Source organism: Caballeronia sp. LZ035 (genome assembly GCF_031451175.1).
GTDB lineage: Bacteria > Pseudomonadota > Gammaproteobacteria > Burkholderiales > Burkholderiaceae > Caballeronia.
On record NZ_JARUXS010000006.1, the window covers coordinates 49,169 to 68,908 of the forward strand.

The 19,740-nt window shown below is 61.2% G+C and carries 20 protein-coding genes; 12 read left to right on the plus strand and 8 right to left on the minus strand.

Annotated features, from left to right (window positions below):
* Nucleotides 1–92: 92 nt before the first annotated feature.
* The 5 genes from QCE88_RS39745 to QCE88_RS39765 all read right to left on the minus strand — a co-directional run bounded on the left by QCE88_RS39745 (nucleotide 93) and on the right by QCE88_RS39765 (nucleotide 6,114).
* On the minus strand, nucleotides 93–1,007 hold the full coding sequence (locus QCE88_RS39745) for a DNA-processing protein DprA (RefSeq protein ID WP_309911394.1): 915 nt from the start codon (nucleotides 1,005–1,007) through the stop codon (nucleotides 93–95).
* A 168-nt stretch (nucleotides 1,008–1,175) separates the two neighbouring features.
* On the minus strand, nucleotides 1,176–2,393 hold the full coding sequence (locus tag QCE88_RS39750; protein ID WP_309911396.1) for a phosphoribosyltransferase: 1,218 nt from the start codon (nucleotides 2,391–2,393) through the stop codon (nucleotides 1,176–1,178).
* Complete coding sequence (locus tag QCE88_RS39755) at nucleotides 2,390–3,358, minus strand: DNA-processing protein DprA (RefSeq protein WP_309911398.1); 969 nt, start codon at nucleotides 3,356–3,358, stop codon at nucleotides 2,390–2,392. Before QCE88_RS39755 ends, QCE88_RS39750 begins: the two co-directional genes overlap by 4 nt.
* A 16-nt stretch (nucleotides 3,359–3,374) precedes the next feature.
* A complete protein-coding gene (locus QCE88_RS39760; RefSeq protein ID WP_309911400.1) occupies nucleotides 3,375–5,492 on the minus strand; it encodes a site-specific integrase in 2,118 nt (705 codons plus the stop codon).
* A 220-nt stretch (nucleotides 5,493–5,712) separates the two neighbouring features.
* On the minus strand, nucleotides 5,713–6,114 hold the full coding sequence (locus QCE88_RS39765) for a hypothetical protein (protein WP_309911402.1): 402 nt from the start codon (nucleotides 6,112–6,114) through the stop codon (nucleotides 5,713–5,715).
* A gap of 289 nt (nucleotides 6,115–6,403) precedes the next feature.
* On the opposite strand from QCE88_RS39765, the gene QCE88_RS39770 reads away from it, so the two are divergent.
* Together QCE88_RS39770 and QCE88_RS39775 are read left to right on the plus strand one after the other, a co-directional pair.
* Complete coding sequence (locus tag QCE88_RS39770; RefSeq protein ID WP_309911404.1) at nucleotides 6,404–7,597, plus strand: DUF2252 domain-containing protein; 1,194 nt, start codon at nucleotides 6,404–6,406, stop codon at nucleotides 7,595–7,597.
* A gap of 288 nt (nucleotides 7,598–7,885) precedes the next feature.
* Entirely contained in the window at nucleotides 7,886–8,695 is an 810-nt protein-coding gene (locus tag QCE88_RS39775) for a GGDEF domain-containing protein (protein WP_309911406.1), read from the plus strand.
* A gap of 313 nt (nucleotides 8,696–9,008) precedes the next feature.
* Here QCE88_RS39775 and hmpA read toward each other — a convergent pair whose 3' ends face one another.
* Both hmpA and QCE88_RS39785 read right to left on the minus strand, forming a co-directional pair.
* Nucleotides 9,009–10,169, minus strand: coding sequence for an NO-inducible flavohemoprotein (gene hmpA / locus QCE88_RS39780; RefSeq protein ID WP_309911407.1), 1,161 nt, complete (start codon nucleotides 10,167–10,169; stop codon nucleotides 9,009–9,011).
* Nucleotides 10,170–10,293: 124 nt separating this feature from the next.
* Nucleotides 10,294–10,578, minus strand: coding sequence for an RNA chaperone Hfq (locus QCE88_RS39785; RefSeq protein WP_309911409.1), 285 nt, complete (start codon nucleotides 10,576–10,578; stop codon nucleotides 10,294–10,296).
* Between the two features lie 316 nt (nucleotides 10,579–10,894).
* Here QCE88_RS39785 and QCE88_RS39790 point away from each other — a divergent pair, with 316 nt between their 5' ends.
* The 7 genes from QCE88_RS39790 (at nucleotide 10,895) to QCE88_RS39820 (ending at nucleotide 15,873) form a co-directional block, all read left to right on the plus strand.
* On the plus strand, nucleotides 10,895–11,611 hold the full coding sequence (locus tag QCE88_RS39790; protein WP_309911411.1) for a hypothetical protein: 717 nt from the start codon (nucleotides 10,895–10,897) through the stop codon (nucleotides 11,609–11,611).
* 40 nt (nucleotides 11,612–11,651) lie between these two features.
* Nucleotides 11,652–12,101 carry a YsnF/AvaK domain-containing protein gene (locus QCE88_RS39795; protein ID WP_309911413.1) on the plus strand — a complete coding sequence of 150 codons (450 nt, stop codon included), beginning with the start codon at nucleotides 11,652–11,654 and terminating at the stop codon, nucleotides 12,099–12,101.
* Nucleotides 12,046–13,050: a YsnF/AvaK domain-containing protein gene (locus tag QCE88_RS39800; protein ID WP_309911414.1), complete on the plus strand. Its 1,005-nt coding sequence runs from the start codon at nucleotides 12,046–12,048 to the stop codon at nucleotides 13,048–13,050. The genes QCE88_RS39795 and QCE88_RS39800 overlap by 56 nt, the downstream gene beginning before the upstream one ends.
* Nucleotides 13,051–13,239: 189 nt before the next feature.
* Nucleotides 13,240–13,932 carry a phasin family protein gene (locus QCE88_RS39805; RefSeq protein WP_309911416.1) on the plus strand — a complete coding sequence of 231 codons (693 nt, stop codon included), beginning with the start codon at nucleotides 13,240–13,242 and terminating at the stop codon, nucleotides 13,930–13,932.
* 72 nt (nucleotides 13,933–14,004) lie between these two features.
* Nucleotides 14,005–15,123 carry a PHB depolymerase family esterase gene (locus tag QCE88_RS39810; RefSeq protein WP_309911418.1) on the plus strand — a complete coding sequence of 373 codons (1,119 nt, stop codon included), beginning with the start codon at nucleotides 14,005–14,007 and terminating at the stop codon, nucleotides 15,121–15,123.
* Between the two features lie 328 nt (nucleotides 15,124–15,451).
* Nucleotides 15,452–15,601: a hypothetical protein gene (locus QCE88_RS39815; protein ID WP_309911419.1), complete on the plus strand. Its 150-nt coding sequence runs from the start codon at nucleotides 15,452–15,454 to the stop codon at nucleotides 15,599–15,601.
* 101 nt (nucleotides 15,602–15,702) lie between these two features.
* Nucleotides 15,703–15,873 (plus strand): hypothetical protein, encoded by a 171-nt coding sequence (locus QCE88_RS39820; RefSeq protein ID WP_309911420.1) that lies wholly within the window; start codon nucleotides 15,703–15,705, stop codon nucleotides 15,871–15,873.
* A 262-nt stretch (nucleotides 15,874–16,135) separates the two neighbouring features.
* Here QCE88_RS39820 and QCE88_RS39825 read toward each other — a convergent pair whose 3' ends face one another.
* Nucleotides 16,136–16,288, minus strand: coding sequence for a hypothetical protein (locus QCE88_RS39825; protein WP_309911422.1), 153 nt, complete (start codon nucleotides 16,286–16,288; stop codon nucleotides 16,136–16,138).
* A 419-nt stretch (nucleotides 16,289–16,707) separates the two neighbouring features.
* Between QCE88_RS39825 and QCE88_RS39830 the strand changes: the two genes are divergently transcribed.
* The 3 genes from QCE88_RS39830 to QCE88_RS39840 are packed head-to-tail and all read left to right on the plus strand — an operon-like array spanning nucleotide 16,708 to nucleotide 19,738.
* Nucleotides 16,708–17,991 (plus strand): glycosyltransferase family 1 protein, encoded by a 1,284-nt coding sequence (locus QCE88_RS39830; RefSeq protein WP_309911423.1) that lies wholly within the window; start codon nucleotides 16,708–16,710, stop codon nucleotides 17,989–17,991.
* Complete coding sequence (locus tag QCE88_RS39835) at nucleotides 17,991–18,566, plus strand: HAD family hydrolase (RefSeq protein WP_309911478.1); 576 nt, start codon at nucleotides 17,991–17,993, stop codon at nucleotides 18,564–18,566. The genes QCE88_RS39830 and QCE88_RS39835 overlap by 1 nt, the downstream gene beginning before the upstream one ends.
* Nucleotides 18,563–19,738, plus strand: a complete 1,176-nt coding sequence (locus tag QCE88_RS39840; protein WP_309911424.1) for a glycosyltransferase family 9 protein — start codon at nucleotides 18,563–18,565, stop codon at nucleotides 19,736–19,738. Before QCE88_RS39835 ends, QCE88_RS39840 begins: the two co-directional genes overlap by 4 nt.
* Nucleotides 19,739–19,740: the final 2 nt, after the last annotated feature.

The window sequence follows — 19,740 nt, forward strand, 5'->3', positions numbered from 1 at the left end:
TGCAGCCATAGCCTCCGCGCGCCGTGTATTCCCCTTGGTAGAGACAAAAGTCGTCAGCCCTTAGGTAACGATGATCCCTTCGGGTTGCCTCATCAATTTGCAGGAGCCGCATTGCCGAGCCTGTTGAGAATGTCGTCGAAGTCCTTCACTCGGACTGCGCCTTTCTCTGCAAACTTCGCGGGCCAGGTGAGTTTTGGATTCTGAAAGCAGCTATCCAGAATGAAGAGTTGCCGGCCCTGATGTAAAGCGGCTCGCGCTTGCGTGAGCGTCCCCGAGGTCTCGCCGGCTTCAATGATGACCGTTGCATCGGAGAGCGCGGACATCGTCGCGTTCCGTTCCGGGAAAAAGAGGCGGTTTCCTCGGAACGTCTGCCGCGCATAGCGAAGGATGGGAACTTGACTCACAACGAGATACTCTTTGGCAATCCGGCGCTGCAAGTCCGCGTTTTCGCTCGGATAGGACTCCGTAATGGGTGTTCCGATGACCGCCACGGTCCGCCCGCCCGCTTCAATCGCGGTGGTATGCGCGATCGTATCCACGCCCCGCGCGAGCCCTGAAAAGATCGTGAAATCGTGTTTAACTAACAGTTTGACGAGCTTTTTCGCCCGTCTCGCGCCTTCATCGGACGGAGATCGCGTGCCCACGACGGCGACAGACTTGTGGGAGAAGGCCAGATCCTGCCATCCATTGAAGTACAAGAATTCCAACGGATACGCCGCATCCCGAAGCTTATTCGGATAGTCGGCCGTCCCGTGCACGCAGATGCCAAGATCATGAATCCCTGCCCGTTCGAGATGGTCCATCACCTGCGGAACCGTTTCATCGATGGTCTGAGCAGGGACGAGTTCGGAGGGCGTGGCGTTCGGATTCTGTCGGAATGTTTCCGCAATCGATTTGAACGATGCCCGATCGGATTGCCACAGCGCCTCGTAAGCGCCCATCTCTCGCAGGGGCTCAACCGGCGCGGCCGCGAGTAATGACTGGCCTAAGTCGAACGGCGTGCTCATGTGACTCCTCGTGCATTGTCATGGTACTGTATATACATACAGTATAAAGCATTCTGCTCATGGTCCCGGCGCATTTTCCGGGGCAGCGCAGTTGCGCGCTGGGGTTCGACCCGGGCCTTCAGCTGCACGTCCCTGCGTTATCACTGCCGACCTCCCAAAAATCTGGCGCTACCAGGTCCACCCGCAAAACTGATCGAAGATCGACTGAATCTCAGCCGGAGCATGATGATCAATGATACCGGCATGGTAGGCATGAGCCACCGCAGGAGGGTCGGCGGCAAGCGACGCCGCTGCGTACGCGTTCAGATCGATCGACGGCGTGATCTCCTGATACGCCGTGTTGATTGTTTTCAACCATGAATACAGCCGGGCCTGACCACCGGCGGCCTCGATGAATGCGCGCGCGGCTTCCGAGCTGCACCCCGACGTGCAGAAGTCATCGACGACCAGGACGCGTTTGCCCGCAAGTTTGAGGTTGGTCTTGTTGGGCTGGTCGCGCAAATTTCGATGCGGTTTCGGTTGCAAGTGGATCGTGTTCAATTGCGTGATGAACCTGCGGTCCGCCGCTTTCGTGTATTGGCTCTTCGGGGCTTCGCGATGCCGGATGATTAAGTCGTGATAGTAGGATTTACCGAAGCACTTTCCGAGTCGTGCCAGTGTCGCTGACACGCCGTGTATATCCGGATCCGAATCGGGTTTGTGGCCAGGATAGCTGCAAATATAGTCGACGCCCTGCAGAAGTCCGGCAAAGTACAACGACGACACGGTGAAATAAAACCAGAAGTCAGGATGCCCCTGCCCGTGCTTCGCGAACGCTCGAGCGTCACCGCCGAAGACAGCGAACCGCTCGTTCATCGTTGAGAAGGGCCCCCCGGCGCTGACGTCGAGGTTACCGTGCTGCACGCGCCAGAAAATCGGATGCTGCCTGAGCGCAAAGACAAAACAGAACCGCGCTAACTCGCCCACACTCGCGACGGGAAAGCCGTATTCCATCTGCTGCGCGTACCAGTCTGGTCGCACTAGGATGAATTGGTTCTGAACGCCCGCGCGCATGTCGTCGGTCATTCCGCCGACGAGTACCGTCTCGTGGGTCTGCACCCCGTAGCGTTGCAATATGGGCGCCGCAGAGTTCTGAAGGACGCGAGCAGGGCTGCGATCGACGCCTGCTCCATGGACAGGGACGTCGATGCCGGCGATCTGGGAAAAGTATTGGCGCAACGGAACGCCACCCACGGTCCAATTTCGATTGGACCACAGGACAGTCCTGACGCCGCGGGCATCCAACTCTCGGACCAAACGGCCCAACTCTGCAGCGATTTTCCCGTTGATCTGATTACCATGCGCAAGCGTTCCACCGACACTCACCAGCAAGAGCTTCAAACTCATTCCGTCGCTCCGAACAAATCACCTTGCCGCGCGAAAAAGGCGGTCTTTGCATGCGCCTCGGCAGGTGGCTCCTGCCCCCCGGCCAGCGTGCCGCGCAATGCGTCGGTGAATTCGGTGTGCTCGGCGGGAACGTTGAACGACATGTCCGCTTGGCCGTGATCATCGCTGAACGTTCGACCCGTAGAGACTAGGTTAATCGTGGGTCGGCCAAGCTTCTTCGCGAATCTGATCGTGTGCGCCGTGCCTGACGCGCGCTTCCACTCCGGCGCGACGACGCAATTCGAAAGGGCGGCCTGCAAGCGGTTGCGCCAGACGAACGCCTCCGCGCTGGGTGCCTCACTGGGAAGGTACTCGGAAATCAGCACGCCTCCTGCGTCGACGATCTTATCGGCCAAGTCCGCGTTCTTAGCGGGATACACCCTCAGGAGACCGTTCGCCAACACAGAGATGTTCTTCACGCCGGAGTGAAGCGCCCATTCGTGGGCGATTTCGTCAACGCCCTTGGCCAGTCCACTGACCAGGCAGGCGTCGAGCGCGCGCACCGTTGCGACCGCATATTTCGCCAAGAACGCCCCTTCATCAGATGGGGATCGCGTGCCGACGACCCCCACGTTGAACGCGCTCAGCAGTTGAACGTCTCCCCGGTAGAAAAACCAGAGTGGGCGCAAATTTTCATCAAGGTCTTCGAATCGCTTCGGATAGTTGGGATCGCCTGCACGAACCAGATGGATGCCCCGATTTCGGATGTTTGCTGCGGCAACCGTACCCATCCGAAGCACGTGAGAATGGACGTCGTGGGTGAGGGGTTCATCCGACAGACGGCGAATGAACTTCGACGCGCCCTCCGTCGCAAATCCTTCGGCAACGGCGTCAACCCCGCCGTACCCGCGAAGGGTCTTGAAGCCCACCCCTTTAAGTTGAGCCAAACCTAGAAATATTGTCGTAGCTTCTTCGAGCGGTAGCATCGCTAACTCATTACATTCATTTGTCGCGTTGGGTGACGCCAACGAAGTCAGCGCTTCGCGCGTAATAGCCAGCCACCTCTTCCAGCATTCGGATTCGTTCCGCCCGCACGTAGATCGAGGTCGTCTGCAGAGAGGCATGACCCAGGACCTTCTGCACCACGTCGATCGGTACTTCATTGGCCACGGATTGCGTTCCGAACGTATGTCGCATCGCATGCGCGGTGACTGAGCCGAGCGTCGCCCGCTCGTCTGACGTGAGATTTTCCATGGTCTCGACAAGGGCCGTCAACATGCGCGCCATCAACCGATTGATGCCATCGGCGGTGTAACCGGCTTCGCTCTGCGAACCCGGCTGTCTGCTTCGGTGACGCCGCCGCGATGCGTCCGTTGACGGGATCACGATGGGTGCGAGCAAAGGACCCTGAGGCATCGCCCCGTCCGCTACGCCGTCGAAGTCACTGCGTCGATCGGCCCAATGCACACGCAACGCCGAGAGGGTCGCGGCGCTCACTGGCACGGCCCGCTCGCGCAGCCCCTTGCCGATCACCGTCAACTCCCACACAGCGACGCCGCCTGTCGTAACTTGGGACGGACGCAAATGCTCTCGACGCGCGGAGGCCGCCTCCTCACGCCGCAGACCGGAATCGCCCATCAGTAAGATGGCTGCGCGCAGGGCGCGCCATTGCTTCGCCCCCGCGGCTGCCGATCGCGTATCGAGCTCGTCGCGCAACTTGCGCCACAGTTCGGCTGGCAATGCCCGCTCGATCTTCATTGCGCTCGCGCGCTTGACGACGACCGGATCGTTGACTGCCGTCCATGGGTTACCTGCCAAATAGCGCACATCGACCCACCAGGCGAACGCCGTCCGCAGTACCCGAACGGTATAACGCTGCGAGTCGGGCGAAAGCGTCGCGGACAGCGATGCGGCACCGTCGGCGGCCGCAGAGGCGTTGGGCAAGGCAAACGGTCGCCACCGCGGCGAGTGCCGCGGGAAGCGCTCGCCGACAAAGCGCGGATCGGGGCTTTTCAAAAAGTCCTTGTAGGCCTCGCAGTCGTCCACGCGCAGATCACTCAGCGCCTTGCCGCGCAAGACGACCGCCCATAACAGGAAGCGTTCGAGCTCCTTGGTGTACGCCCGCAGCGTTTTAGGCTGATCGCGAAAGCGGTTCAGATACGCGCGCACTGCATCGAGATCGTGGTTCGCCTGGATATAACAGAAGGCCGTCGAACGATTTTCGCCATGCGCGCCGGAGAGCGCGTGCGGCACGGCGAGACGCTCGAGCGGCGCAAGAACGAGGCGACTCGTCAGCCGGCTTGCACATTCCGGGCTGCCGCCTGGACCGCCGCCGCTCGGGACGCCGCTTGGGCCGCTTCCCGTCACCTTGGCGGCCGGCACCACTTCGACCAGTTCGGCCGCGATCAGCGGCACGCCGTCCCGTTCCTCGGAGTCGACGTCCGCTTCGATCGTTAGTTGCAGTGATACGTGCTGCTTGCGCAGCCAGCTCACGATCGCGCGCGCCCGGCCCGGGCCGATGCGCGGAATCGAGCGCCACCAGCTGCCGCCGCGTCGGTTGCAGAAGGCCACCAGTTCACCGAGCGTCTGGATGCCCTCGCCTTTCAGCCGACGCGCCACGCGCGGCCGCAGCCAAGCACTGATGGCGTGATCGGCCCGCGGCGGCAATGCGGCCAACTGCGCCGCCTCGGTCACCATGCGGAAGGTGACCGCCGTCAGCGACGGGCGCCCGTGCTGACGGATCGACGCGCGCAGATGATCGGCGAGCGCCGTCGAGCCGTGCGCGAGCGCCAGCGCCACCAGTGCGTCGAGCATCGTGTTGAGATGCCGCTCCATCGCACCAGGCGTTGCCGCGTGCGCATCCTCGTCGGGATCGTAGTAAGTGCGCGCGATCACCGCGGGCGCGATGCGCTGCACGTACGCGCGCAGCGCCGTGAAATCCTTGGTCGTGTAACGGCGCTCGAGGGCAAGTGATTCGGTGAGCTTCTCCGGGGGGCGTGCGGTCTTGGCGATGAGCTTTTCCGGGGCAGCCTTGGAGCGAGCTTCGGAGGGTGCTTTTTGGGCCGACCGAGCCGAGGCGTCATGCTGATCGTGCCGATCTTGCTGACTGTGCTTAGGCATCGTCGCACTCTCCGTCCTCCGATTCGAGCGGCGGCTCGGGCGGCTTCGGTGGCATCGGTTGCCTCCGTGGCCTCGGCGGCAACGATCTCCGCGCGACCCGCGCCAGCAGTGCCCGCGCTTGCACCAGAAAGGTCTCAGGAAATTGCTCGCACAGCGTCTCGAACAGCGGCCGCGCTTCCTGCAGGCGCGCAGCGACGCCGCCGACGGATCCCCCACCGATTCAAGTCCCATAACGCTGCAAGCCCCGGCCCGGGCGATCGCCGAACACCGTCTGCTGCAGGACGACCACGGCACCGCATTCCGCCAAGCGCTGGCGCACCCCACTGAAGTCATCGCGAAACACCGCGACGCCGTAGGTCTGCACCAGCGCGGTCAGTACCATGAGTTCGGCGCGGTCCAGCGTCGGCGGCACCGGGAAGGTCACCCCGTGGGCGGCATAGCGAATGGCAATCGTGCGGCGGCTCGCGGTGACGACCTGTTCGAGCTCATGCAAAAGACGCGTGACGTACGCATCCGGCAGCTCGTCGTAGGCGTCGCCCGAGCCGTCGTCCGGTTCGCGGTCCGGTTCGTGGTCCGGTTTACGGTCCGCGTTGGGGTCATCCGGCGGAAAGCCTTGTGCCACGGCGCGCTCTCCTCTCTTGTAAATCAGAATTCGTGAATTTTACCCCTGAAACGCTATCCCGATAATATTACATTATCAGGCTTTCGAACCAGATAGATTTGATTAATTAGAGCAAAATAAGCACCCTTCAATTGCCATGCGACGGAGACGTAATGGCCTCAACGGAAGAAAGTTGCATTGCGCGACCACTTCCGCTCGGGCACATGGCATGCATCACGTTTTTCACCCGTCGTCGCATCATCGATATTTGAAGGGCACTGTCCGGTGGCGAAATCAACGAAAAGCGAAGGTGGCCGACTGCGAACGTCGGTTGAAAGTCCTGACTGCCAGGCGCAACAACAAGATGGCAAGTTCAACGCACGCATACGTGCGCGGAAATACGATCAAGTTCTATGACTGGCTTCACGAGGCGTCTGCCGAGAGCCTGCCGTCGGGACCAGCAGTGTGGATCTGCGGCGATTGCCATACCGGCAATCTCGGTCCAATTGCCGATGCCAACGGTCGAATCGAGGTACAGATCAGAGATCTGGATCAGACCGTCATCGGTAATCCGGTGCATGATCTGATTCGTCTCGGATTGTCCCTCGCCACCGCGGCGCGCAGTTCAGCGCTGCCAGGCGTTACGACGATCAATATGATTGAAGCCTTGTTCGCGGGCTATACGGAAACGTTCGACGAGAAATGCAACCTCGATGAGGAAATCAGACGCCCAGAGGTCGTGCGCATCGTGATGCGCGAAGCCGTTCGTCGTTCATGGAAACATCTAGCGCGCGAAAGACTAGACGACACGCAGCCGACCATTCCGTTTGGCAAGCGGTTCTGGCCGATCACCAAAGACGAACGTGGCGAAATTGAAGCGCTTTTTGAGAAAAAAACTGTCGCCGATCTAGCGACGAGTCTGCGGGGCCGCTCGAATACCGGTAACGTCACCGTATTGGACGCCGCCTACTGGGTCAAAGGCTGCAGCTCCCTCGGACGTCTTCGGTACGCCGTTCTACTCGATGTCGACGGGGGCGTAGTCGAAGGCGACGATCTTTGCCTCATCGACATTAAGGAAGCCGTCAAGGCTGCGGCACCCGGCTATGCCAACACCGCAATGCCGCGCGACAACGCCGAACGTGTCGTGGAAGGCGCCCGTAATCTCTCCCCGCACCTCGGCAAGCGAATGCGCGCGGCCGATCTTCAAGGCAAACCAGTCATTCTCCGCGAGTTGCTGCCGCAGGATTTGAAGCTAGAAATAGAGCAGATCGGGCAAACCGAGGCGATGAACCTGGCGCGCTATCTGGCGCGCATCGTCGGCCAGGCGCACGCGCGGCAAATGGACCGAGCAACGCGACGGAGCTGGCTCACTGATCTCAGACGGGGCAATACACGTTCAATGGACGCCCCACTATGGCTGTGGCATAGCATCGTCGATCTGGTGGGAAGCCACGAGGTCGGATACCTCGAACACTGCCGGCGCTACGCCATATCGGCGGCATGAATTGGGAAAAATCGGTCCGCCCTTTCCTGCTTCACCTGTGAGGCTGCACTGGGCCTTTTGCCCTCCCGTCTGCGCAACCGCTGCACCGTTGACCGGCAAAGCGACGGCTAGCGCGGCCACCGTACTTTGCGTCGCTTCATTTTCGTGTCCACATAATCGTACGTACGTCACGTGCAAGGACGCTTCGTCTATTGTCGACGCCATGCTGCTGTTGCTGCTGGCAAACGCTTGCAACGACTGCCGTTAGAATGGATTGCTCGTAAATGAACGCCTGCACAAGACCAATTCATGCACGTTGCTCCAATGCCGCCCGACGAGGCAGAACGCCTGCGCGTCTTGCACGGATTATCGATTCTCGATACACCTGCCGAAGAAGCATTCGATCGCATCACGCGTGTGCTCGCACACATGCTCAGCGTGCCAATAGCGCTGGTCTCGCTGGTCGACGAACATCGGCAGTGGTTCAAATCGCGGGTCGGCGTGGATGCCTGCGAGACGTCGCGAGAGGTCGCTTTTTGCACGCAGATGGCGCAAGACGTAACGGCTCGTAAGCAGGCCGAGCGGCAACTCATCGCGCAGGCAATGCGTGATCCGCTCACCGGATTGCCAAACCGACGTGCATTGACCGGGCATCTGGCGCAACACCTTGCGTCTGACCGTGCAACGCGTCAAGCGCTGGCCCTGTTCTTTCTCGACCTCGATGGCTTCAAGCCGGTCAATGATGCATACGGCCATGAGACAGGCGATGAGTTGTTACGACAGGTCGCCCAGCGCCTCACGGACACGGTGCGCAAGAGCGATTTTACGAGCCGTCTTGCAGGCGACGAATTCGTTGTCGTGAGTCACGGCGTGACCGATGAGACGGCCGCCAGCGGCATTGCCGAATCCATCTGCATCCCGCTGAGTAGGCCATTTTGCCTGACTGATCATGAGGTCACGATTGCGACGAGCGTGGGCGTTGTTCTGTGCAACGCTCAAACGCCAACGACGCCGGACAGGCTCCTGGCGACGGCCGACAAAGCAATGTACGAAGCCAAACGAGAAGGAAGAAACAGTTATCGCTATGGCTCACTCGACGCCGCAGCGTCTGCGCGCTGATGCTCGTTGTCGAGCGCAGCGACCAGGACTGATATAAAGCCCCGTGTGCGCGGCCAGCCGAGCGGTGGCCGCGTCACTCGCCGCTCGAGGAACACTATCACCGTTGCCGATACGCCGTTACTGCATCGGGGTGAATGCTGCGGCCGAACGCAGGGATTGGGCGCGGCGAGGCCCTCATCGAGCTTTTACTGGATGTCTCCGGACAAGGCGGCCAGCCGCAGACTTGATGGTCCGGTCCATGCAGCGTCTGCGGACATTGCAGCACAACGCGTTTGGGCAGCGTCCTTGGCCTGAAGTTGATCAAACCGCTGGCTTACTCCGCGAAGAGGTCCGGACCGAAAACCTCATAGTGGATTCTTGATTCAGGGACGTCTAGCTGCCGCAAAGCATCATGCTGTAGCCGCATGAAGGGAATCGGGCCGCAAATGTAGTAGTCGGCATCCGGTAACAAGAGGAGGTCTTTGATCTCGCTGAGGTTGATAAAGCCCTTGCGATCGAAATCGACGCCTTGTACGTCGCCCGCCAAAGGATCATCGTAGTACACAACAGCCTTGAAATCGGGATACGTGGCGACTGTCTGTTTGAGTCGGTCGCGCATCGCATGGACGTTACTGTTGCGGGCGCCGTGGATGAAAACGACCTGTCGCTGTGGATTCTGGATGGCGCGCTTGAGCATGCTCACCATCGGCGTAAGCCCGACACCGCCACTGATTAGCACCAGCGGGGTTGCCGCATTGACATCGATGTAGAAAGTCCCGTACGGTGCGGCCAGCTTGACTTCGTCGCCGACGTTGACGTGATCGTGCAGCAGCGACGAGACCTGTCCGGGTGGCCGCGTTGCATCGCCCTCTTCCCGTTTGACGGAGATTCGGTAGCTGCGCCCATTAGGCATATCGGACAGGCTGTATTGACGGATTTGTTGAAGGCCGAGCGCGGGCACGTTCACAGCAATACTGATGTACTGTCCCGGTTCGAAATTCGGCACTGGTTGCCCATCGACGGGCTCCAGAATGAAGGACGTAATGACGCTGCTTTCGGCGCGCTTTTCCTTCACGACGAACTTCCGCCACCCGTTCCAGCCGCCCAGTGCACTTGCAGAGCGCTCACGGAGCTCGCTTTCCATGCCCATCAGGACGTCAGCCAGATTTCCATAGGCTTGCGCCCACGCGGAAATGATCTCGTCCGTTGCAGCGTCGCCCAGCACGTCCTTGATCGCCCCCAGGAGGTGCTCACCCACAATGGGGTAGTGCTCGGGTCGCACATCGAGGCTAGCGTGCTTGTTTGCGATGTTCTTTAGTCGAGCGAGCGCTTGCTGCTGCTCGCCTCGCTCCTGATGGGTCATGTTGAAAACGTTCCTGAGCTCCGGATGAGCTTCGAAGAGTCTCGTATAGAAGCGCTTGATGATTGGATATCCATGCTCGGCGAGCACGGGTGCCGTCGCCTTGACAATGTCCTTGGTTTTCTGTGTAAGCATCTTCGGTATCCTAGGAGCACGACCGTAACCCACCCGCAGCAATCACCATACCGGTTGACCGCCATTTTCTCGACGTCCAGACATGGCGCTGCCACAACTCACTTGTTCGCAGGCATGGTGACGATTAGCGTTGAGGCCGCTTCAGCCGAAATCGTTCGTGTTGTTCCACGGGACGGCCATCCCGTGATTGCCTGCCTTCGATCACATGGGGCGGGCAAACCGTAGAAACAGCGCTTTTGAAAACGGTCTGTAGGCCGGTGGGAGACTGCAGTAAGAGGACACGTTTATCGAACGACGTCAGTTGGCCAGTCAGCTTGATTCCATTAACCAAAAAGACCCAAACCACTTTCCTTTCGATCACAAGGGCATCCAGGAAGGCGGACTGCGCGTCGTCGACATTAGCGTACATGACTCCTTCTCCTGTCTTTTTTGGTTTTGAGCCGCGCTAGCGGTTCGCTCCGCCGTTCTCGTCGCCGTTTTCCCCTTGTCGTCGGATCATAGCGCGTTGTCGCCAGCCCATGCGCCACCGCGCGCGTCCGATACGTGACGTATATCGCGCAACAATTTGGCTGGTATGGCGCCGTCACTTTTACTTTCACCGTCCACTTACGACGACGCGCGGGAGAGCGCGGTCGTTGCGTCCTCTGTTCGCCGGTACCAGCGAGTCGGCATGTCTATTGCGACCAGTCAGGACCATCCTCGCAACGACTCAACGGAGAACGATCATGCGACTTTTAACGACCAAAGACGGCCTACCACGGCTGTCGTGGGGGTCCATCATCGCGGGAGTCATCCTCTCGATGATTGTCTATCTGACCATGAGTGCGCTCGGCACCGCCATCGGTGCATCGCTGCTGGCGCCGCTGTCGAAGCCCGACCCGTTGCACGGCTTTGGCTTCGGCTCGGGCGTCTGGGTCATCGTGACAACGGTGTTCGCCGTGTTCGTCGGCTCCTACTTCGCCGGGCGGTGCGCCCCTGTGCTTGGATGGCTACACGGCTTGCTGTCGTGGGCCGTCATGACACTGCTGATTGTCTATGGGATGACGTCGCTGATCACCGGTGCTGTGAGCACGGCAAGTAGCATCGCCGCGACCGGCGCCCAAGTCGGGGCGACTGCGGCTAATCAACCGGGCAGCAGCAATCAGCTGATCGATTCGGCGAAGCAGCAGGTGCAAGCTACAGTGGCCTCGGCAGCCTCCGCGGCATCCGGCCCCGAGGCGGAACAGAACGCTCGCCAAGCGGCGGATACGGCTGCGCGCGGCGTCGCGCGTGCGAGCTGGTTCTCGTTCGCTGCACTGGTCGTCGGCGCGATCATCGCGATCGTGTCGGGCGGCGCCGGTTTTCGCCATCAACCGCCGTTCGAGGAAAGCGGCGGCGCCGCGGCGGATCGAGATCCCGCACTGCCTCGTAACCGGGCCGCCGCGCATAGTGGCCGGCTGTGAGCGGCCTCGTGGCACGCCGCGCTCGCGCATGGAGGAATCGATGAATTCAGAGAAAGCCGCACCAAACCCCGCCGCGTCAGGCGTCTCACAAGATGAAGTCCGTCTTTCTGCCGTCCAGGAGGAGCTTGAGGTCGGCGTCAGGACGACGGAGACGGGAGCGGTGCGCGTACGCAAGGTTGTCCATGAAGAGATGGAACCCGTGACGATGCGCCTGCGCGAGCAGCATGTTGAGGTCAAGCACGTACCTGTTAATCGTCCGGTCGAGGAACGCGCGGAGCCGCGCCGGGACGGCGACACATTAATCATTCCCATTTACGAATATGTGCCGGTCGTCACGATGCAACTGACGTTGAAAGAAGAGGTACACATCAAGACGACAGAGACAGAACGCGACGTCGTGCGTCAAGTCCTGACGCATGCCGAGGAACTGGTAGTTGAGCGGCGCGACGGCCCCGATGGCCAGTGGAAGCCTGATCCGCCCTCTCGTTGAGCTGCACTGGAACGGAGGTTGCGTTCGCTCTCACACGCGCTTCACTTTCGGCTTGCGCAAGCCCTTTATCCGGAGATGCCACAATGACTCAGACGTTATCGGTGTATTCGATACCTTCCAGGATGCGGAGCGCGCCCAGACGCGGCTCGAGGCAGAAGGCATCGCACGCACGGACATGCGCGTGCATTCGAATGACGAGCGTTCGACCCTGTCCACTGATCCAGCTGTGGACAGCGCAGCAGCGGGCCGTCCCGCTGGCGAAGTCCATGAAGGAGCGATGGCCAGGATTGAGCATTTCTTCAAGAATCTTTTCGGCGACAGCGATCGACCGGAAGAGATTGGTCATTATCAAGAAGCCGTGCGGCGTGGCAGTGCCCTCTTGTCGGTAGACGTGGTGAATGAATCCGAGACGGAACGCGTGCGTGATGCGCTGTATGCGGCCGGCGCGGTCGACATCGATTCGCGCGTCGCTCAATGGCGCAACACGGGCTATACCAACTATGACCGCGACGCGCCCGCCTACACGGCGGACCAGATCGCGGAAGAGCGGAAGGCGTTTCCGGTCGTGCAGGAATCGCTGGAAGTCGGCAAACGATCCGTGCAAACGGGTGGCGTGCGAGTCTACTCCCGCCTGACCGAGACGCCAGTCAGCGAGTCGGTGAACCTGCGCGAAGAACACGCGAATATCGAGCGCCGCGCTGTGGACCGGCCCGCGACCGCCGCCGATCTGCGCGAGGGTTCCGTTGAGATCAAGGAAACTGCGGAAGAAGCTGTCGTCGCCAAGACCGCCCGCGTAGTTGAGGAAGTGGTGGTCGGCAAGGAAGCATCCAACCGCACCGAGACAGTCACAGATACCGTCCGCGGCACCCAAGTGGAAGTCGAGCGCACGCCCGGTTCCCGAGATGCCTCCGTCGACGTTTCCAGCACCAAAAAGACGACGCCCGAATAAGCCCTACCGATGCAGCATTGCGATCGCCTGGTTCAGGCGACCGGGCGATCTGACTCTCGCCTTTATCCGCTTCAGATGTCGGCACCCACGATGCGATGTTCTTCGGACCGGCAACTCCTGCACGACCGTGTGGCGTGTCTGACATTTCCTTTCAAACGACGTTCATCGAGTTTTTAAAGGAGCCAGTCAATGTTTCAGTACCCCGGTTATTTCGCTTACCAGATTCCGTCCCTCGCGCGCGCCAACTTGCAGACGCTTCTCAACGTCACGGGGCGCTTCGCGAGCGGTCTGCAAGCGCTGACGGAACTGAACGTACAGACAGTCCACAAGGTAGTCGAGGAAAGCAACACGCTACTGCGCGCGGGGGACGAGGCGGACGCAGGCAACGTGCTTGGTTGGCAGTCCATCATGTTCGCCCAGTTCCCCCAGAAGGCCGCTTCCTACGGCCAGCACGTGATGTCGATTATCACGTCAACCCAAGACGACATAGTTGGCGAAGTCCGCGGCCAGTATGAGCGTAACGGCGTCACATTCAGTGAGGCGGCAAAGGTCGCCGCGAGCGACGGGCAGTCAGACGTCCAATCGTCGAGCGATCTCATCACGAACCTCGCCGACTCCGCGACCGACGCCGTACCCGAAACGGGCGGCACCATACTGGATGCGAACGGCGAAATCGCAAAGACAACCACGCGCGCACCCGCCAAGCGTTCAGCCCGATACGACGAGCTGCATGAGGCCGCAATCGAGAGGCTTCATGCGGCATGGCGCTGCCAAAGACCGATGGGCGCGCGCCGCACGACGCATCGCGGATTTAACGATTCGCTTTCTAATCTTCGCTTAGGTTCTATGCGACGCCAGGAATGGCGAATGCAGTGTTCCTGACGCGGCCAATGGATCGCCCGTTGCGTCTGCGTGCGGATCCGAGCGCACGCTGATTTACTTCAAAGAGACGAAATGAATAACTTTGATCCGCTTGCGTCGGCACAGGCCGCGCTATTTTCGCTGTTCACCGGCGGACCGCTGTGGTTGGCGACGCATTTTTTCGTGGAGCCCCAGACGACCGCCCAAAGCGGGAAGCCGGATCATTCCCGGGCCCCGATCGACGCGAGCAAGGACGCAGCGCCGCTGGAGCGGTCGCGCCCCGCGATTGCGCCTTCTTGCGGGCGACACGGGCTGGCGGCTACGAATGGGCCGCAATGGTTGAGCAATCGCTTCGAGCATGGCGGCCATACCCACCGGTTCAAACTTTACGTCCCGAGTGTCTATCACGGCCAGCCGTTACCGATGATCGTGATGCTGCACGGCGCACACCAAGACCCCGACGACTTCGCAGCCGGCACAGAAATGAACGAAGCCGCAGAGGCGCACGGCTATATCGTCGCCTATCCGGAGCAGTCGGAGAGCACCAATCTGCTTCGATGTTGGCACTGGTTCCGCCCCAGCGACCAGGCGCGTGAGTCCGGCGAAACCTCGATGATCGCGGCCCTTACTCGGGAGGTCATTGCGGCCTACCACGTCGACCCAACACGGGTCTATGTGGCGGGCATGTCGGCTGGCGGCGCCATGGCGGTCAATCTCGCCGTCACCCATCCAGATCTGTACGCGGCCGCAGCGGTCCACTCGGGCGTCGCCTTCGGCGTGGCCGATGAGGCATTCTCTGCGCTTTGTGCGATGAATGATGGGATGAGTAAGGTGCGCCTGCCCGCACGTTTGCCTGAAGGTCTCCAACACCGCGTCGTGCCGCTCATCGTCTTTCACGGCGACGCCGACGAAATCGTGCATCCGCGTAATAGCGATCAAATCGTCGCGATGCGCGCACTCTTGCATGGCGACTGCAGCGCGTCGCTTGAACCTTCTTCAACTTACGTGGAGAAAACGAAGAACGGCTACGCGTACACGTGTTGTGTCTTTCGTGATGAGAATAGACGCCCCGTCGGCGAGCAATGGCTTGTCCACGGACTGGGTCATGCCTGGTCCGGAGGGAACATCGAAGGCACGTACACCGACCCTTGCGGTCCGCATGCAACGAGCGAAATGGTTCGATTCTTCAATCAATTTGCGCTTGGCACCTAAGTCCTTTGGGTGCGTCCGAGCGGACCAGTCGCATTCGGGCTCGGCCAAGAAACTCGAGCCACTTCTTCCGACACCCGCTGTTTCTCGGCCTGCACGTAGATGGTTGTCGTTTGCAGCGACGTATGGCCCAGCCTTCTGCATCACATCGATGGGTACCTCGTCCGCGACCGATTACGTGCCGAGCGTGTGGCGAAAGGCATGCGCATTCACGCGGCCCTGCCGTGTAGCTGGCTACGTCCTCGCGCGATGGAGCGCGAAGGCTGTCCAGGTGTCATCGAGATCGTCGCGATCGACGGGCTTGCTCGGAAACAACATGACAGGAGGCAACGTGAGCATCCTCGACGATCTATGCAAAGATTCCGACCTTAGGGCCAAGGTTGAAGAAGCTGTCAAGTCGTTCTTTGAGGATCATCAGGAGGAGTTCGCCGGTCTCAATGATGGGACCTTCGATGGGCCCGTGCAGCAACACGGTTACTAGCGTCGACGAGGTTAAACCGGACATGGTGAACGGCTTGACAGCCACCGTCATGGTTTCTGGCGACGTATCGCTCGACGTCCAATACCTGGACGAGGAAGGCGATGATCGAGATGCGACGATCGAGGGGAATCGAACCCGATGCCTTTGAGCAGGACGTGTTGCACACGGCTCGCAAACTAGCGGTTGATGGCCATCTGAAAATCGCGTTGTTCAAGCTTCATGAACTGCTGGAGAGCGGCGAATCAGCCTTAGAAAAAGTACCCGCGGAATAGAGACTTCGTTCGATTTATGATCCGGACGTTTCAGGAAGTGCTTGTACGCCTCGTGGGGCCAGCAGCATGCGGTGTCGGCAGCCCTCCCTATATATCGACCGTGTCTGATCCTCTGGTCACACCACACCCGGTTGGCTTGGTCCTGCGCTGTCTCGGACACCTTGCTTCCACCTTCCGTCGCGACGACGCGTGACCAAGCATGCCTCGCCTGACGGCGGATCAACGCGTCGGAAGCCGCCAAATGGGACGCAAAAAGCCCGGCTCAGTAGACCGGTGCGACGCTATTGCCGGTGTGCGCCGGGCCGCCCGCTGCCGACGTCGTGTCAGCAGCGCCGCCGAAGCTAGTCGGGCCGCTCTGGGACGCGGCCTTCGCTCCCGCAGCTTGAATCTCTGCCGGATAGGTCGTGCGATCCATGCTCGGGTTGTAGCCGGCGCGCTCGTGCCCGGTGCACCTGCATCGATCCCCGCGTCACAGTCGCAGCTCGTGAACGGCGCCCCACAGATTGCCTGCAAGATAGCTCACCTCGACCAGCCACGCAACGGCCCTGGTCACCGCCGCACGCGTAGGCCCGACGGTCAGGCGGCCAAGTGCGCGAACACACGAACCGCAGCAGTCACTCGTGCGAAAACGCTTCAGTCCAGTAAATAACTACAGCGCCCCAAGAAATGCTTTCATAGGAGCGCGACTGAACTCTGTCGAAAATTCGGTGCACTCCACGACGAACCGCATATCGTTTCTCTTTTCGCCAGCCGAACGAAACGAGCGGCACGACGAATGCTGTTCCCTTGAATGACCAGAAATGACGGCGGGCGGCCAGTCCAAGGGAGACTCTCGTGAAAATCGCATTGATTAGTGAACATGCTTCGCCGCTGGCGATTGCGGGCGGCGTCGACAGCGGCGGCCAGAACATCTATGTCGCGAACGTCGCGCGCCAGCTCGTGCGTATCGGTCACGATGTCGATGTCTTCACGCGCTGCGATCGCTCGTTGCTGCCTCTCGTCTCGCGCTTCGAAAACATCCGCGTGATAAACGTACCGGCGGGGCCGCCCGTGCAGTTGCCGAAGGAGCAACTTCTGCCGCACATGGATGCGTTCGCCGACTTCATGATCGAATTCATGAAGCAGGAAGCGCAGCCGTATGGCATCGTGCACGCGAACTTCTTCATGTCCGGTCTCGTGGGACTGCGCATCAAGGAAGCGCTCGGCGTGCCGCTCGTCACGACCTTTCATGCGCTCGGCCGCGTGCGGCGGTTGCATCAGGGCGAATCGGACGGCTTTCCCGATGCGCGCTTCGATATCGAAGACGCGCTCGTGAAGCGCTCCGATTCCGTGATCGCCGAATGTCCGCAGGACCAGAACGACCTCATCCATCTCTACGATGCCGACCCCGCGCGCATCGATCTCGTGCCGTGCGGCTTCGATCGCGCAGAGTTTCATCCGCTCGACAAGGCGCGCGCGCGAGAACGGCTCGGCTGGCCGCAGGATCGCTTCATCGTGTTGCAACTCGGGCGCATGGTGCCGCGCAAGGGCATCGACAACGTCGTGCGCGCGCTCGGCGCCTGTCGCGCGGATCATGGCGAAAGCGTCGAGCTTTATGTGGTGGGCGGCAACTCCGACGAAGCCAACGAAATCGCGACGCCGGAGATCGGCAGGCTTCGCGGCATCGCGCGTGAATCCGGCATCGAAGCGCATGTGCACTTCGCGGGCCGTCATGGCCGTGCCGAACTCAGGCACTTCTATAACGCAGCCGATGTGTTCGTCACGACGCCGTGGTACGAGCCTTTCGGCATCACGCCGCTCGAAGCGATGGCGTGCGGCGCGCCTGTCATCGGCGCCGATGTGGGCGGCATCCGCTATTCGGTCGCGCACGGCGAGACGGGACTGCTCGTGCCGCCGAAGAATCCGGCCGCGCTCGCGGACGCGATCGCCACGCTCAAGCGCGATCCGATGCTCGCGCGCCGCATGGGCGAAGCCGGCCTCGCGCGCGCGAACGCGATGTTCACGTGGTCGAGCGTCGCGCAGGCGCTGGCGCAGGTCTATGCGCGCATCAGTGGTGGCATGAGCGGCGCGGAGACACAGACCGCGGCGCGCGTCGCGATGAGCGGAGGATCGCGATGATGCAGCTGCCGCACGCAGCCGTCTTCATCGACAAGGACGGCACCTTGCTTGACGATGTGCCCTGGAATGTCGATCCGCTTTGGATGCGTCTCGCGCCCGGCGCGCTCGACGCATTGCGTCTGTTCGCATGGATTGGACTGCCGCTCTTCGTCGTCAGCAATCAGAGCGGCGTCGCACTCGGCAAGTTCGGGGAACGTGCGCTCGATCAGGTCAAAGCGCGTCTGCGCGAGTTCGCCGCCGAAGCGGGTGCCTCGTTCACCGATATGTACTGGTGCCCGCATCATCCGCAAGGCATCGTGCCCGAGTACACGCGCGCATGCGACTGCCGCAAGCCCGCGCCCGGTCTGCTGTTGCGCGCGGCACGCGAACACGACATCGACCTCTCGCAGAGCTGGTTCATCGGCGACATTCTCGACGATGTCGAAGCGGGGCATCGCGCGGGCTGTCGCTGCGTGCTCATCGATAACGGCAACGAGACGGAATGGCTGCGAGGCGCAGGACGCGAACCGGATATCGTCGCGAAGGACATGTACGAGGCGGCGATTGCGATCGTCAATGCGGAGTGTCCCGCATGAAGCGCGATCCACTCAGTCCGTCCGCATTGCCGCCGGTCGTCGAGGTCCATGCGCGCAAGAGCGCGGCGAACGAGCCGCGCGATTGGGGCGCGGAGGTCAAGCGCATTCTCTGCATCCGTCTCGACAATCTCGGCGACGTGCTGATGACCACACCCGCGCTGCACGCGCTGCGCGCCGCGCAGCCCGGACGGCAACTGACCTTGCTCGCATCGCGCGCGGGCAAGGCGGCGGCGCCTTTCATCGATGCGATCGACGATGTGATCGAATACGACGCGCCGTGGGTCAAGCAGGATGCGCCCGTCGATGCACTCGCCGATCTCGCCATGCGCGCGCGCCTCAATACCGCGCAGTTCGATGCGGCCGTGATCTTCAGCGTGTACAGTCAGAATCCGCTGCCCGCCGCGATGCTCTGTCATCTCGCCGGCATTCCGCTGCGCCTCGCGCATTGTCGCGAGAACCCATATGGCCTTCTCAGCGACTGGGTGCAGGAAACCGAGCCGCAGCAGGGCACGCGGCATGAAGTCGAACGGCAGCTCGCGCTCGTCGCGCGAGTCGGCGCGCGCACGGCGGATACGCGCATGCGCTTCAACGTGCGTCCCGAGGATGCCGCATCGCTTGCGCAAAAACTGCGCGCTCGCGGCGTCGATCCGCATGCGCCGTTTATCGTCGTGCATCCGGGTGCGAGCGCGGACTCGCGCCGCTATCCGGTCGAGCGCTTCGCCGAAGCGATCGGACGCCTCGGCGCGCATCTGCAATGGCCGATGCTCGTGACCGGCTCGCAGGGCGAAAGTCCGTTGTGCCGCGAAGCATGCGGCGCAAGCGCGCGTGCGTTCGATCTCTCAGGCGCGCTCGAACTCGGCGAACTCGCCGCGCTCATCCGGCATGCGCGTGTACTGCTTTCGAACAACAGCGGGCCGGTGCATTTCGCATCGGCGCTGGGCACGCCCGTCGTCGATCTGTACGCCCTCACGAATCCGCAGCACATGCCGTGGCAGACGCCGCATCGCGTGCTCTACAACGACGTGCCGTGCCGCTGGTGTTATCGCAGCGTATGTCCCGAAGGACATCATGCGTGCCTCACGGGCGTGGCCGTGGATCAGGTCGTATCTGCCGTGCTGGAACTGATCGAAGCAAATCCATCGCAAATCAACCCGACCACACAGGCCAGCTAGAC

Coding starts and splice junctions, on each gene's coding strand:
- QCE88_RS39745 (WP_309911394.1), bottom strand. CDS start 1,007: ATGAGCACGCCGTTCGACTTAGGCCAGTCATTACTCGCGGCCGCGCCG.
- QCE88_RS39750 (WP_309911396.1), bottom strand. CDS start 2,393: ATGAGTTTGAAGCTCTTGCTGGTGAGTGTCGGTGGAACGCTTGCGCAT.
- QCE88_RS39755 (WP_309911398.1), bottom strand. CDS start 3,358: ATGCTACCGCTCGAAGAAGCTACGACAATATTTCTAGGTTTGGCTCAA.
- QCE88_RS39760 (WP_309911400.1), bottom strand. CDS start 5,492: ATGCCTAAGCACAGTCAGCAAGATCGGCACGATCAGCATGACGCCTCG.
- QCE88_RS39775 (WP_309911406.1), top strand. CDS start 7,886: ATGCACGTTGCTCCAATGCCGCCCGACGAGGCAGAACGCCTGCGCGTC.
- hmpA (WP_309911407.1), bottom strand. CDS start 10,169: ATGCTTACACAGAAAACCAAGGACATTGTCAAGGCGACGGCACCCGTG.
- QCE88_RS39785 (WP_309911409.1), bottom strand. CDS start 10,578: ATGTACGCTAATGTCGACGACGCGCAGTCCGCCTTCCTGGATGCCCTT.
- QCE88_RS39790 (WP_309911411.1), top strand. CDS start 10,895: ATGCGACTTTTAACGACCAAAGACGGCCTACCACGGCTGTCGTGGGGG.
- QCE88_RS39795 (WP_309911413.1), top strand. CDS start 11,652: ATGAATTCAGAGAAAGCCGCACCAAACCCCGCCGCGTCAGGCGTCTCA.
- QCE88_RS39805 (WP_309911416.1), top strand. CDS start 13,240: ATGTTTCAGTACCCCGGTTATTTCGCTTACCAGATTCCGTCCCTCGCG.
- QCE88_RS39810 (WP_309911418.1), top strand. CDS start 14,005: ATGAATAACTTTGATCCGCTTGCGTCGGCACAGGCCGCGCTATTTTCG.
- QCE88_RS39820 (WP_309911420.1), top strand. CDS start 15,703: ATGATCGAGATGCGACGATCGAGGGGAATCGAACCCGATGCCTTTGAG.
- QCE88_RS39825 (WP_309911422.1), bottom strand. CDS start 16,288: ATGGATCGCACGACCTATCCGGCAGAGATTCAAGCTGCGGGAGCGAAG.
- QCE88_RS39835 (WP_309911478.1), top strand. CDS start 17,991: ATGCAGCTGCCGCACGCAGCCGTCTTCATCGACAAGGACGGCACCTTG.
- QCE88_RS39840 (WP_309911424.1), top strand. CDS start 18,563: ATGAAGCGCGATCCACTCAGTCCGTCCGCATTGCCGCCGGTCGTCGAG.